9 protein-coding genes and 1 pseudogene are annotated in these 13,989 nt (G+C 66.7%); 5 read left to right on the top strand and 5 right to left on the bottom strand.

Going from position 1 to position 13,989, the window contains the following annotated elements:
* Positions 1 to 94 precede the first annotated feature (94 nt).
* The 3 genes from ACQR1H_RS26220 to ACQR1H_RS26210 form a co-directional block, all read right to left on the bottom strand.
* Positions 95 to 1,321 carry an ABC transporter substrate-binding protein gene (locus ACQR1H_RS26220; protein WP_315803823.1) on the bottom strand — a complete coding sequence of 409 codons (1,227 nt, stop codon included), beginning with the start codon at positions 1,319 to 1,321 and terminating at the stop codon, positions 95 to 97.
* 309 nt (positions 1,322 to 1,630) lie between these two features.
* The gene (locus ACQR1H_RS26215; RefSeq protein ID WP_316215302.1) at positions 1,631 to 1,996 is read right to left on the bottom strand and encodes a DUF1304 domain-containing protein; all 366 of its coding nucleotides are present in this window, start codon (positions 1,994 to 1,996) and stop codon (positions 1,631 to 1,633) included.
* Between the two features lie 93 nt (positions 1,997 to 2,089).
* Positions 2,090 to 4,885: a [protein-PII] uridylyltransferase gene (locus tag ACQR1H_RS26210; RefSeq protein WP_434908411.1), complete on the bottom strand. Its 2,796-nt coding sequence runs from the start codon at positions 4,883 to 4,885 to the stop codon at positions 2,090 to 2,092.
* Between the two features lie 288 nt (positions 4,886 to 5,173).
* Between ACQR1H_RS26210 and ACQR1H_RS26205 the strand changes: the two are divergent.
* The 3 genes and pseudogenes from ACQR1H_RS26205 to ACQR1H_RS26195 form a co-directional block, all read left to right on the top strand.
* Positions 5,174 to 5,483 (top strand): annotated as a pseudogene (locus tag ACQR1H_RS26205) (ABC transporter ATP-binding protein); the annotation flags it as partial.
* Positions 5,484 to 5,540: 57 nt separating this feature from the next.
* Positions 5,541 to 6,056, top strand: coding sequence for an OsmC family protein (locus tag ACQR1H_RS26200; RefSeq protein WP_315803820.1), 516 nt, complete (start codon positions 5,541 to 5,543; stop codon positions 6,054 to 6,056).
* Between the two features lie 214 nt (positions 6,057 to 6,270).
* On the top strand, positions 6,271 to 7,080 hold the full coding sequence (locus tag ACQR1H_RS26195; protein WP_316238017.1) for a hypothetical protein: 810 nt from the start codon (positions 6,271 to 6,273) through the stop codon (positions 7,078 to 7,080).
* Here the strand turns inward: ACQR1H_RS26195 and ACQR1H_RS26190 are convergent.
* Both ACQR1H_RS26190 and mutS read right to left on the bottom strand, forming a co-directional pair.
* Positions 7,072 to 8,070, bottom strand: a complete 999-nt coding sequence (locus ACQR1H_RS26190; protein ID WP_316238018.1) for a hypothetical protein — start codon at positions 8,068 to 8,070, stop codon at positions 7,072 to 7,074. The genes ACQR1H_RS26195 and ACQR1H_RS26190 overlap by 9 nt on opposite strands.
* 340 nt (positions 8,071 to 8,410) lie before the next feature.
* Positions 8,411 to 11,143, bottom strand: a complete 2,733-nt coding sequence (gene mutS / locus ACQR1H_RS26185) for a DNA mismatch repair protein MutS (protein ID WP_434908410.1) — start codon at positions 11,141 to 11,143, stop codon at positions 8,411 to 8,413.
* Between the two features lie 592 nt (positions 11,144 to 11,735).
* Here mutS and pcaF point away from each other — a divergent pair.
* Complete coding sequence (gene pcaF, locus ACQR1H_RS26180; RefSeq protein WP_315803817.1) at positions 11,736 to 12,944, top strand: 3-oxoadipyl-CoA thiolase; 1,209 nt, start codon at positions 11,736 to 11,738, stop codon at positions 12,942 to 12,944.
* 132 nt (positions 12,945 to 13,076) lie between these two features.
* The gene (locus ACQR1H_RS26175) at positions 13,077 to 13,970 is read left to right on the top strand and encodes a dioxygenase (RefSeq protein WP_434847477.1); all 894 of its coding nucleotides are present in this window, start codon (positions 13,077 to 13,079) and stop codon (positions 13,968 to 13,970) included.
* The last annotated feature ends 19 nt before the right edge of the window (positions 13,971 to 13,989 follow it).

Genomic DNA, 13,989 nt, shown 5'->3' with positions numbered 1-13,989 from the left:
CGCGAGCCCGGAATCCATTTGGCGTGATATTCGGTTGTGAGATGGATCCCGGGTTCAGCCCTATCGGGCTGCCCCGGAATGACGAGGGGTGGCGCTAACCTGCCGCGCCCTTGTCCTCCAGGATCGGGCCGAACAGCTCCCAGCGCTCACCGTTGAACTTCATCATCTGCAACTGCTTGTTGACGCGGTAGTCGGTCGGCGAGGTGTTGATCTTCATGCCCGGCAGCGACAGGTCGCCGACGACATCCTTCAGCGACGTCGCCTGCTTCATGACGTTCTCGCGGGTGAGATTGTCGCCGCACATGCGCAGGATGGTCACCAGCAGCTCGGCGTTGCCGTAGCCATAGGTGTTGAAGTTCGAGTTCTTGTCGCCTTCAGGATAATACTTGGCCATGAACTCGAAATAGCGCTTCATGCCCGGGTCGTCCTTCCACTGCGGATCAAGCGGGTCCTTGCCGTAATTGACCGAGATCACGCCCTTGGACGCCTCGAGACCCGCCGGCTGAAGCACCGCGCCGACCGACGTCGCATTGATGTCGACGATGTGCACCGGGTGCCAGTCGAGCTCGTGCAGTTTCTTGATCGCCTGCGCCGCCTGCTTCGGCGTCGCGGCCGAGAACAGCAGGTCGGCGCCGGCCGCCTTGAGCTTGAGGAGCTGGGAGTCGATGGTGGGATCGGAGACCTCGTAGGAGGCCTCGGACACGATCATCGTCGCCGCCTTGTCGCCGAGGCCGGCCTTGATGCCGTTGAGGTAGTCCTTGCCGAGATCGTCGTTCTGATAGAGCACGCCGACCTTGGCATTGGGGTGCTCCTTCAAAATGTACTGGCCGTAGATGCGGCCCTCGGTGAAGTAGTTGGGATTGTATCCCATGGTCCAGGGGAAGTTCTTCGGATCGGTGAACTTGGTGGCGCCGGTGGCCGCGAACAGCTGCGGCACCTTCTTGGCGTTCAGGTATTTCTGGACCGCGGCGTTGGACGGCGTGCCGATGATCTGGAACGTCAGCAGCACCTCGTCGTCCTCGACCAGCTTGCGCACCTGCTCCACGGCCTTCGGCGGCGAGTAGGCGTCGTCATACTGGATCAGCTTGATCTTGCGGCCGTTGATGCCGCCCTGCTCGTTGATCATGTTGAAATAGGCGGCCTGGGTCTTGCCGATCGAGGCATAGGCCGAGGCGGGACCCGAGAACGGCACGGTCTGGCCGATCTTGATCTCGGTATCCGAAGCGCCGGGATCGTACTTCTTCTGGGCCGAGGCTGACGTGACGGAGAGGGTGACGGCCAGAGCGGCCGCCCCTGCAAGACGGAAATATCCCTGTCGCATGGGGTCTATCGTTCCTCCTGATTTGTTGTGCGGCTGGTCTGCCCAATGGGCGCCATCGCTGGAAGGCAGTGTGGAGGAACGGCTTGGCGGACGCAAGGCGAGGGGAGCGCGGGTGGGGCGGTTCCGCGGGGCGGGGGCGTGTGCTGGATTTCGTCGCCTTTCGGCGAGAGCATTGGCCTCATGTTTCGAGGCGCGCCGCAAAGGCGGCGCTCCTCACCATGAGGGTGGAGATTGCGCCGCGAATTCCGCCCTCGTCCTGAGGAGCCCGCCGGAGGCCGGCGTCTCGAAGGACGGCCGCAAACTCGATGGTCAGCCCGCGAGCCAGACCAGCACGAGGCCGATCGCGGCCGGCACGCTCTGGATGAACAGGATCTTGCGGCTCGCGGTGGCCGCGCCGTAAAGCCCGGCGACCAGCACGCAGAGCAGGAAGAAGATCTTGATCTGGAACGCGAAGGCCGGCGTCGGGTGGGCCAGGCCCCAGAACAGGCCGGCGGCGAGGAAGCCGTTGTAGAGGCCCTGATTGGCGCCGAGCACCTTGGTCTGCTCCGCGCGCTCCGGCGTGTTGTTGAACGCCCTCAAGCCGGCCGGCTTGGTCCAGAGAAACATCTCCAGCACGAGAATGTAGACGTGCAGCAGGCCGATCAGCCCGACGACGATGTCTGCAATCAATGCCATGGTTCGGCTCCCCCAAGCCTGCGTGGGCCGGCGCTGGTGCCGGTCCCCTTCTTCAAATCGGCTCCGAGCGGCTCAGGGCCGCGCGATGGTCCCTCATGCCGCCGGTTGAGCGGCCGCGTCGTCGTTCGCCAGCAGATGCAGCAGCGCGCTCTTGATCGCGGCCTGCCGGGTCGGCGCGTTGATCTGCGCGCCCAGGAGGTCGGTGACGTAGAACACGTCGCGGGCGCGCTCGCCGAAGGTGGCGACATGGGCGGAGGCGATGTTGAGGTTCAGCTTCGAGATCGCCGTGGTCAGCTCGTAGAGCAGGCCGGGCCGATCGAGGCCGGAGACCTCGATGACAGTGTAGAGCTCCGACCATTGATTGTTGATGGTCACTTCCGGCTCGACCGAGAACGCCTTGTGCTGCTTGCCGCGCGTGGTGCGCCGCGCCACCGCGTCGGGCAGCCGCAGCTTGCCTTCCAGCACCTGCTCGATGGTCTCGCCGATCCGGGTCGCGCGCCGGCCCTCGTCCTCGTCGCGCTCATACTCGCGGGAGATCGCGATGGTGTCGAGCGCGCGCCCGTCGGTCGTGGTGTAGATCTGGGCGTCGACGATGTTGGCGCCGGCCGAGGCGCAGGCGCCTGCGATGATCGATAGCAGCCAGGGGTGGTCCATCGCGAAGATCGTCAGCTCGGTCACGGCGCGGGCCGGATCGAAGCCGACATTGATCGCGAGCTTGTGTCCCGCATCCTCGCTCGATCGCACGAAGCGGGCATGGCGGATCTTGCGCGGTAGCTCGACCTTGAGCCAGTAGGCCGGATAGTGCCGGCCGATATAGGTGTTGAGCTCGTCGTCGGGCCAGTCGGTGAAGGCATTGCGGAATTCGGCCTGCGCGGCGGTGATGCGCTTGGCGCGGTTGACCTCGGAGAAGCCGCCGGTCAGCACCGGTTCGGTCTCGTAATACAGCGTGCGCAGGAGCTGCGCCTTCCAGCCGTTCCAGACGCCGGGGCCGACGCCGCGGATGTCGGCGGTGGTCAGGATCGTCAAGAGCTTCATCTGCTCCACCGACTGCACCACGGCGGCGAAATTCTCGATCGTCTTGCGGTCCGACAGGTCGCGCGACTGCGCCACCGTCGACATCGTCAGGTGCTCCTCGATCAGCCAGGCGACCAGCTCGGTGTCGGCATTGTTGAAGCCGAGCCGCGGGCACAGCCGGCGCGCGATCTTGGCGCCGGCGATGGAATGGTCCTCGGGGCGGCCCTTGGCAACGTCGTGCAGCAGCACGGTGATGTAGATGACGGCGCGGTGCTCGGGCCGGATCTTGCGCATCAGGTCGGAGGCCAGGGTGAACTCGTCGATGCCGCCGCGCTCGATCTCCTGCAGGAAGCCGATGCAGCGGATCAGGTGCTCGTCGACCGTGTAGTGATGATACATGTTGAACTGCATCATCGAGACGATGCGGCCGAAGGCGCGGATGAAGTGGCCGAGCACGCCGGTCTCGTTCATCCGCCGCAGCACGACCTCGGCATCGTTGGAGGTCAGGATCTCCATGAACAGCCGGTTGGCCTCGGGATCGTCGCGCAGCTCGGTGTTGATCAGGTTCAACGAGCGCGTGACCGCACGCATCGCGTCGGGATGGAAGGCGAGGTTGTTCTTCTGCGCCAGCCGGAAGATGCGGATCAGATTGACCGGATCGTGCTTGAAGACGTCGGGCGCGGCGAGGTTGATGCGGTTGTTGTCGACGATGAAGTCGTCGCTCTCCGGCACGCGCCGCCAGGTCGAGCCGGTGGTCAGGCGCGAGATCATCCGGCTCAGCACCGGCGCCGGCTTGGCCTGCTGGTCCTCGAGCTTGGCGCACAGGATCGCGGTGAGATTGCCGACCTCCTTGGCGACCAGGAAGTAGTGCTTCATGAAGCGCTCGACATCCTGCATGCCGGGATGGCTGGTGTAGCCCAGCCGCACCGCGATCTCGCGCTGCAGGTCGAACGACAGCCGTTCTTCCGGACGCCCGCTGACGAAATGCAGGTTGCAGCGCACCGACCACAGGAAGTCCGCGCAGCGCCGGAAGGTGCGGTATTCATGCGCGTCGAACACGCCGCGCTCGACCAGCTCGGCGGTCTCGCGCACGCGGTAGACGTATTTGGCGATCCAGAACAGCGTGTGCAGGTCGCGCAGGCCGCCCTTGCCGTCCTTGACGTTGGGCTCGACCAGATAGCGCGACTGGCCGCCGCGGCGATGCCGCTCCTCGCGCTCGGCGAGCTTGGCGGCGACGAACTCGGCGGCGGTGCCCTGCACCACCTCGCTGTCGAAACGCGCGACCAGCTCGTCATAGAGCGGCCGGTCGCCTGCAAGATAACGCGTCTCCAGGATGGCGGTCCGGATCGTCATGTCGCCGCGCGCCTGGCGGATCGACTCGTCGACCGAGCGGGTCGCGTGGCCGACCTTCAGGCCCATGTCCCACAGCGAATACAGGATGGCTTCGGCCACCTGCTCGCCCCAGGCGGTCTGCTTGTAGGGCAGGATGAACAGCAGATCGATGTCGGACTCCGGCGCCATCAGGCCGCGGCCATAGCCGCCGGTGGCGACCACCGCCATGCGCTCGGCGCCGCTCGGTACCTGCGAGCGATAGAGGTGCTGGGTGGCCGCGGCGTAGAGGATGCGAATGATCTCGTCCTGCACGAAGCAGAGTTGCTCGGCGCAGCGCCGGCCATGCCTGTCCTTCAGCAGTTGCGCCTGGGCCGCCGCGCGCGCCTTGACCAGCTCGGCCTTGAGGAATTGCACCACGGCCGCGCGGAACATGTCCTCGCGTCCCGAATGCTGCGCGGCCAGCGCGTCGACCGCAGCCGCGATGCCGGCGCTGTCGAAATCGGAAACGCTGTCGGGGTGGGAATGGGGGGCGACGCTGTCCATGGCTGCAACCGGATATCGAACAAGGCCTGTGCTGTCACGAAACTTCCAATGCAACAATCGATCCATGCTGTCATCGGTGGTCACGGGATGATGATCGTTCTGAACCGCGCCGTCGAAAGGAAAAGCAATTCTCGCGCGCTTCCGGAATAAACTCTTGTAATAAAAGAGAGATTTCCGAGGCTCCAAGGGAGCTGCGACGGGTGATTGTCGGGGCGCGGATTTGCTGCGGTTGCGGCCGTGGTTCTACTGGGGGGCGACGCTTGACGCGCGGCCGAGCCGGTGAATGAGGTCTGCGGCGCGCGTGCGCTCTGCCGCGACGAGCCGTTCTCGGCGCTCGACGCCCTCACCCGCAAGGACCTGCAGGATCATCTTCTCGATCTCTGGACTCGTGCTGGCCGACCGCGTGCTGGTGATGCGGCCGCATCCCGGCCGGCTGTTCGAGGAGATCACCATCAATCTGTCGCGGCCGCGGGACCGCAACGCGCCCTTGTTCGACCACTTCAAGCGCCACGTGCTGACCGCGCTGGACCGCTCGCTCGACCGGACGATGCCGGACACGCAGGGCAGGCGTGAGCCCGGCGGCGGCCTGTGGTGGTGACAGCGGCAGCCGGTCCCGGTACATCTCGTCTGAAATAAATCCGGGAGAGAACGACAAATGGATGCTGCCGAGCTGCGCGCCATGCAGGCGCCGATCAAGGAACGCTACAAGGCCGACCCGTCCGCCGCCGTGATCACCTTGAAGGCCAAGGGTGAGGTCGGGCAGGAGGGGCTGACCTGCAAGCTCGAGACCGGGCGCGCGCTTGCCGTGGCTGGTCTGCATCCGGGAACCGGCGGCTCTGGGCTCGAGCTGTGCTCCGGCGACATGCTGCTGGAGGCGCTGGTCGCCTGCGCCGGCGTCACCTTGAAATCGGTCGCGACCGCGGTCGAGGTGCCGCTCAAGAGCGGCCATGTGCTGGCCGAAGGCGATCTCGATTTCCGCGGCACGCTCGGCGTCGACAAGGAGGCCCCGGTCGGCTTCCAGGAGATCCGCCTGCGCTTCGAGGTCGACACCGACGCCCCGCAGGACAAGCTCGACCTGCTGCTCAAGCTCACCGAGCGCTATTGCGTGGTCTATCAGACCATCAAGAACGGCCCGAAGGTGTCGGTCAGTCTGAAGCGGGTGGCGGCGTAGCCCTTCGTTCATTCTGTGTCCCGCCGTTGGTGAGCGCGAGCCGGCGAGGCGCGCTCGGTCTGCGCCTCCCCCGCGCGCGGGGGAGGTCGCATCGCAGATGCGAGGCGGGTGGGGGAATTCTCTCCACACGACGTGCACCACCCGAGCCGCGCCCCCACCCCGGCCCTCCCCCGCAAGCGGGAGAGGGAGCCCACCGCCGCTGCGGCATGAGCTGATGTCCCTCGATCCTTCCTTCCTGCTGCTGCTGGCCTTGCGCATGGCGATCGCCGCGTCATTCGTGGTCTCGGCGTCGATGATCGCCGAGCGCACGGGACCCGTCATTGGCGCGCTAGTCGCGACCCTGCCGATCTCGGCGGGGCCGACCTACGTGTTCCTCGCGCTCGACCACGACGCCGCCTTCATCGCGCAGGGCGCGCTGACCAGCCTGCCGATCAATGCCGCGACGATCTTCCTCAGTCTCGCCTATGCCGTGCTGGCGCAGCGCCACAGCGTGGGGGTGGCGAGCGCCACCGCCGTCGCGGTGTGGCTTGGTCTCGCCGCCCTAATCAAGAGCGTCGAGTGGACACTGTCGATGGGCATCGCTGCCAACGTCGTGACCTTTGCGATCTGCCTGCCGCAGCTCGCGCGCTACCGTCATGCCAAGATGCCGCTGATCACACGGCGCTGGTACGACGTGCCGCTGCGCGCCTCGCTGGTCGCAACGCTCGTCGCGACCGTCACCTCGGTGTCCGGCTGGGCCGGCCCGAGCGTCTCCGGCATCCTGGCGCTGTTTCCGATCGTCTTCACCTCGATGATGCTGATCCTGCAGCCGCGCATCGGCGGACCCGCGACCGCGGCCGTGCTGGCCAACGGTGCCTGGGGCCTGATCGGCTTCTCGCTCGCCGTCGTCGTGCTGCATCTCGGCAGCCTGCATCTCGGTGCGGCGTTCGGTCTGAGTGGCGCGCTGGCGACCTGTGTCGGCTGGAATCTCGGCCTGTGGTGGCTGGGGCGGCGGAAGGCGGCGGGCGTCCGACCGTTACGATAGACGTGGACGCCGGCGCAGGAAGTCGGCGCGCGATCGCACCGATGGGTTCTTGTCCTGCTCGAAATGCGCGATCAGCCGGTCTTCGTCAGGGACGGCCGCACGACTGGCGATCAGCGCATCGGTTGCAGCACGCCGCACGATCACCGATGCGTCGCGCGCCGCCTGCCAGAACAGATCAGGCGGCAGTGCGATGTCCTGCAGGGGACGGTGATCGAGTTTCGGAACGCGCTTCCTGATGCCGTAGACCTTGTCGATCCATTGCCACTCATAGCCCGCGAACCAGGTGACGTTGCCTGTCAGCAGGCTGCGATAGGCAATGGCCCTCACCTGCGGCTGGATCGCCGATGCGGCCAGGGCCGGTAGATACTGATCGATCGCAGGATTGCGCGCGAGTAGACGCAGATACTTGGCCAGCGAGCCGTTCGCCGTCCGTTGCAGGAAGCCGGCAATGATCGGCAGCACGTCCGGCCTGCCGAAAACGTCATCGAGCAGGTCGGCTTCGCGGCTCCAGCGTCCCCAACTGTGTCGGCGATCGAGGAGATAGGGGGCACTGCTTGCTGCAACTTCCGGAACGATCTGACGTTGGACGCGCTGCACATAGCGCGCGGCGGCACGTCGGACCGGCTCGGCCCAATCATTCAACCGCCAAGCGACAGCGGCAAGAAAGAACGCAGACTCGGGCGGTCTTTGCAACGAATCGAGGGCTGCTTCGCGAACATGGCCGCTCGGATGAAATAGGAAAATCCAAGCATAGTTCGGAGCTCGTCGCATCAGGGCAAGATCACGGACATAGATCGGCTCGTCGGTGAATGCACCGATCAGGCGATCCATCAATAATGGCTCCCAGCCGAGACGCGCCGCCAGCGCGATCTCGCGGGAAGCCAGAACAACCAGATGATGTGGAACGGCAGAGAGGTCCGCCAGAATAGCCGGCAACTCGTCATCCCAGTTCTCGCGAGTGGACGCCAGCGCCGACAGCTTGGCAGTCAAGGCGGTAGACAGCACTGTACGAGAACGCGTGGTCATCTCGCCAGAATGACAGTCTCGCGCAAATTTTGAAAGGGGAGACGACGTTCCTCATTGCTTGCGAGTCTGCCTTTGGCCTGTCCCCATCCACCCGACAAACCGCCGCCGCCTCGACCGCTTTCTCCACCGTCATCGCGAGCGCAGCGCGCAATGACGGAGAGTGTGGACCGAGCTGCCTCCCCATCCCTGCTGTCATTCCGGGGCGCGCGTAGCGCGAACCCGGAATCCATTGGACCGCATGTGCCGACGAGAAATGGATTCCGGGTTCGCGCTGATGCGCGCCCCGGAATGACGGAGAAACAAATCAGTTGCGCGGCAGCTTCGCCTTCAGCCGATACAGCGCGTCCATCGCCTCGCGCGGCGTCATCTCGTCGGGATGCAGCGCCTTGACCGCGGCGATCAGCTCTTCCGCTTCCTTCGACATCGCAGGCTCCACGGCCGCGCGCGACGGCACCGCGAACAGCGGCAGGTCGTCGACCAGCGCACGCGCGCTCTGGCCGCGGTCCTGAGCCTCCAGCTTCGCCAGCACCGATTTGGCGCGGCTGATCACCGCCGGGGGGAGACCGGCGAGCTTCGCCACCTGAATGCCGTAAGAGCGGTCGGCCGAGCCGGGCAGCACCTCGTGCAGGAACACCACGTCGCCCTGCCATTCCTTGACCCGCACCGTGGCATTGAACAGCCGCGGCAGCTTGGCGGCGAGGGCTGTCAGCTCATGGTAATGCGTCGCGAACAGCGTGCGGCAGCGGTTGCTCTCGTGCAGATGCTCGATCGCCGCCCAGGCAATGGAGAGACCGTCGAACGTCGCGGTGCCGCGTCCGATCTCGTCGAGGATCACCAGCGCGCGCTCGCCGGCCTGGTTGAGGATCGCGGCGGTCTCGACCATCTCGACCATGAAGGTCGAACGTCCGCGCGCGAGATCATCGGCGGCGCCGACGCGCGAGAACAGCCGGTCGACGATGCCGATGCGGGCGCGGCTCGCCGGCACGAAGCTGCCGATCTGCGCCAGCAAGGCAATCAGCGCGTTCTGACGCAGGAAGGTCGATTTACCCGCCATGTTCGGACCGGTGAGCAGCCACAACTGGCCGCTCTTGTGTCCCGGCGTCGGCGACAGGTCGCAGGAATTGGCGATGAACGGCTGACCCTCGCGCTTCAGGGCCTGCTCGACCACCGGATGGCGGCCACCTTCGATGGCAAAGCCGAGCGAGCCATCGACCTCGGGCTTGACGTAGTTGTCGTCGACCGCGAGCTTGGCGAGGGCGGTGGCGACATCCAGCATCGCAAAGCCATGCGCGGCGGCGCGCAGATCGTCGCCGATCGCGAGCGCGGCCGCACACAGCCGGTCGAAGATCTCGAGCTCGAGATTGAGCGCGCGCTCGCCGGCATTGGCGATCTTGGCCTCGATCTCGCCGAGCTCCGACGTGGTGAAACGCACCTGGCCGGCCAGCGTCTGGCGGTGGATGAAGGTCGCGTTCAACGGTGCCGTCATCAGCTTGTCGCCGTGCTGCGCGGTGACCTCGACGAAATAGCCGAGCACGTTGTTGTGCCGGATCTTGAGTGCCTTCACCCCGGTCTGGTCGGCGTAGCGCGCCTGCATCGAGGCGACGACGAGCCGCGAGGCGTCGCGCAGATTGCGCGTCTCGTCCAAGGTCGCATCATAGCCTGATCGCACGAAGCCGCCGTCGCGCTTGATCAGCGGCAGCTGCTCGTCGAGCGCGCGGGCGAATTCGTCGGCGAGCGCGCGTGCCGGCCGCGCCAGCGCGGCCATCACCGAGGCGATCTCCTGCGGCGGCTGGTCGAGCGCTGACAGCCGCTCCAGCGCCTGGTCGGCGGCAAGGATGCCATCGCGCAGAGCGGCGAGATCGCGCGGGCCGCCGCGGCCGACCGAGAGCCGCGCCATCGCGCGGGTCATGTCGGGCGCGCCGCGCAGGATCGAGCGGATGTCCTCGCGCGCGGCGCTGTCGGCAACGAAAACGTTGACCGCGTCGAGCCTTCGCCCGATCTGCGCGGGCTCGGTCAGCGGCGCAGCGAGGCGTTGCGCGAGGAGGCGCGAGCCGGCCGAGGTCACCGTGCAGTCGATGGCGTCGAGCAGCGAGCCGCGCCGCTCGCCGGCGAGCGTGCGCGTCAATTCGAGATTGGCGCGGGTCGCCGGATCGATCGCCATGGTGCTGCCGGTCGCCTCGCGCGCTGGCGGCGCCAGCGGCGGGCGCTGGCCCACTTGCGTGCGCTCGACATAGGTGACGCAGGCAGCGGCGGCGGTCGCCTCCAGCCGCGACAGCACCGCGAGCCCGTCCATGGTCGCGACCGCGAAATAGTCGCACAGCCGCCGCTCTGCGGTGGCGCCGTCGAACACGTCGCGGGTCAGCGGCGTCACGGCGGTGAGCTCGCGCAGCACAGGCTCGAACGCCGCGTCCGAATACAGCGCGTCGGAGACGATGACCTCGTTCGGGTTGATACGGGCCAGCGTCGCCGTGAGCTCGGCAAAGGCACATTCGGTGACGATGAAGTCCGAAGTCGAGATGTCGATCCAGGCGAGCCCGAGCCGGTCGCCGCCGGACGAGCCGCGGCTGCGCGCGATCGCCAGCAGATAGTTGTTGGCGCGCGCGTCGAGCAGATTGTCTTCCGTCAAGGTGCCCGGCGTCACCACGCGCACCACGCCGCGCTTGACCACGCTCTTGTTGCCGCGCGCCCGCGCCGCCGCCGGATCCTCCATCTGCTCGCACACGGCGACGCGGATGCCTTGCGCGATCAAGCGATGCAGATAGTCCTCGGAGCGCTCCACCGGCACGCCGCACATCGGGATATCCTGGCCCAGGTGCTTGCCGCGCTTGGTCAGCACGATGCCGAGCGCTTTCGAGGCGACCTCCGCATCCTCGAAGAACAGCTCGTAGAAGTCGCCCATCCGGTAGAACAGCATCAGCCCCGGATGCGCTGCCTTGATGTCGAGATACTGCTCCATCATCGGCGTGAGCTTGGCCGGCGCCTCGGCGGGCGCGGTGTCAGGCGGAACCGGGGCGGAGATGGGTTGCTGGATCGTCATGGCGCGGAAACTAGCCAATTTGCCCGGACGGTCCTACCGCTTTGCAGGCGATGTCCCGGTTTTCCACGATGGCGCTTCTTGCCCTGATCGACCGCTTGTGAGGGGCGCCGCTCTCTCCTCTCGTCATTCCGGGCCGTGCGCAGCACGAACCCGGAATCCATCGTGCGGCATCACGCGCAGCCGGATGGATTCCGGGCTCGCCGCGCTGCGCGCGCCGCCCCGGAATGACGGCGAGTGTGGCGCGACGGTGTTCGCCAAACTTGCGGTTCGGGCAGTGAAAGTCGTTGCGCCTCCCCCGCGCTTGTCCGCCGTAGCTCGAGGAGCGAAGGCGGATGCGGGGGAGGTCGTATCGCATCGAAGATGCGATACGGGTGGGGGACGTCTCTCCACACGACGAGTGGCGCTTGGGGCGGCCCCCACCCCAACCCTCCCCCGCAAGCGGGGGAGGGGGCGCACCGTGTGCGGGGAGACGGTGTGCGCACGCCATTGTCGGCGCATAGCACCCCGCGTCCCCGTCATTTGACCTGCCTCCAGGGCACTCCTAAAACCGCCGTCAATTCTGACCAGAAACACGAAAGTTCGGGAGAGAGCGATGCGAGACGTGTTCATTTGTGATGCGGTGCGGACTCCGATCGGCCGCTTCGGCGGCGCGCTGGCCAAGGTGCGCACCGACGATCTCGCGGCCACCCCGCTCAAGGCGCTCAAGGCCAAGCATCCCAATCTCGACTGGGCTGCCGTCGACGAGGTGTTCTTCGGCTGCGCCAACCAGGCTGGCGAGGACAACCGCAACGTCGCGCGCATGGCGCTGCTGCTCGCGGGCCTGCCGGATTCCATTCCCGGCCAGACCTTGAACCGTCTCTGCGCCTCCGGTCTCGACGCGGTCGGCGCGGCGGGACGTGCGATCCGCGCCGGCGAGGTCGATCTGGCGATCGCCGGCGGCGTCGAATCCATGACGCGCGCGCCGTTCGTGCAGGGCAAGGCGACCGAGGCGTTCTCGCGCTCGGCCGAGATCTTCGACACCACGATCGGCTGGCGCTTCATCAATCCCTTGATGAAGCAGCAGTATGGCGTCGACTCCATGCCGGAGACCGGCGAGAACGTCGCCGAGGAATTCCAGGTCTCGCGCGCCGACCAGGACGCGTTCGCGATCCGCTCCCAGCAGCGCGCCGGAAAGGCGATCGCGTCGGGCTATTTCGCCGCCGAGATCACGCCGGTCATGGTGCCCGGCGGCAAGGCCGGCCCTGTGACGGTGGACAAGGATGAGCATCCGCGCCCCGAGACCACGCTCGAAGGCCTCGCCAAGCTGAAGCCGATCGTGCGCAATCCCGGCACCGTCACCGCCGGCAATGCGTCGGGCGTCAATGACGGCGCCGCCGCCATGATTCTCGCCTCGGAAGCGGCGGTGAAGAAGCACGGCCTCACGCCCCGCGCGCGCGTGCTCGGCCTGGCCTCCGCCGGCGTGCCGCCGCGCATCATGGGCATCGGCCCGGTGCCGGCGGTGCGCAAGCTGATGGAGCGGCTCGGCCTGAAGATCAGCGATTTCGACCTGATCGAGCTCAACGAGGCGTTCGCCTCCCAGGGCATCGCCTGCCTGCGCCAGCTCGGCGTCGCCGAGGACGCCGATTTCGTCAACCCGCATGGCGGCGCCATCGCGCTGGGACACCCGCTCGGCATGAGCGGCGCGCGCATCGCGATGACCGCGGTGCACGGCCTTGAGGTGCGCGGCGGCAAGCGTGCGCTGGCCACGATGTGCGTCGGCGTCGGTCAGGGCGTCGCGCTGGCGGTCGAGATGATCAACTGATCCCAAACCCTCATCCTGAGGAGCCCGCCTCTTGGCGGGCGTCTCGAAGGATGAGGCCCGGCACTGGCCTCATGGTTCGAGACGGCGCTTCGCGCCTCCTCACCATGAGGGGAAACAGCGGAGAGCGCCGCCATGACCATCTCCCGCGAACAGGACGTCACGCCGGCCGTATTGGCGGTGATGGAGCGCACCGAGAATCCGCGGCTGCGCGAGATCATGGTGTCGCTGATCAAGCACCTGCACGGCTTCGTCCGCGATGTCAGGCTGACCGAGGCGGAATTTCGCGAAGCCGCCGCCATCATTGCCGAGCTCGGACAGCGCACCAACGACACGCATAACGAAGTCGTGCTGATGGCCGGCTCGCTCGGCGTCTCGCCGCTGGTCTGCCTGCTAAACAATGGCGATGGCGGCAACACAGAGACGGCGCAGTCGCTGCTTGGCCCGTTCTGGCGGCTGAATTCGCCTGTTACCGAGAACGGCGGCTCGATCGTGCGTTCGGCGACGCCGGGTCCGGCGTTGTTCGTGCACGGGCGCGTGGTCGATCCGAAGGGCGCGCCGATTGCCGGCGCCGAGGTCGACGTCTGGCACGCCTCGCCGGTCGGCTATTACGAGAACCAGGATCCGGAGCAGGCCGACATGAACCTGCGCGGCAAGCTCGTGACCGACGCCGACGGCCGCTTCTGGTTTCGCTCGGTGATGATGGTCGGCTACCCCATCCCGACCGACGGCGTCGTCGGCCGTCTCCTGAAGGCGCAGGGCCGCCATCCCTATCGCCCGGCGCATCTGCATGCGCTGATCGTCAAGCCCGGCTTCAAGGTCCTGATCTCGCAGGTCTACGACCCCAACGACCCGCACATCGACAGCGACGTGCAGTTCGGCGTGACCAAGGCGCTGCTCGGCAACTTCATTCGCCACGATGCGCCGCACCCGACGGAGGTCGATATCACCGCGCCCTGGTACTCGCTCGATCACGTCTACCGGATGGAAGCCGGCGACACCGTACTGCCGCGGGCGCCGATCAAGTAGCGCTCAACGACTTCCATGC

The sequence above is a fragment of the Bradyrhizobium sp. HKCCYLRH2015 genome (assembly GCF_051168215.1).
Classification (GTDB): domain Bacteria; phylum Pseudomonadota; class Alphaproteobacteria; order Rhizobiales; family Xanthobacteraceae; genus Bradyrhizobium.
Note: the sequence above shows the minus strand (reverse complement) of the source record. Positions and strands in the feature narration are given on the sequence as shown.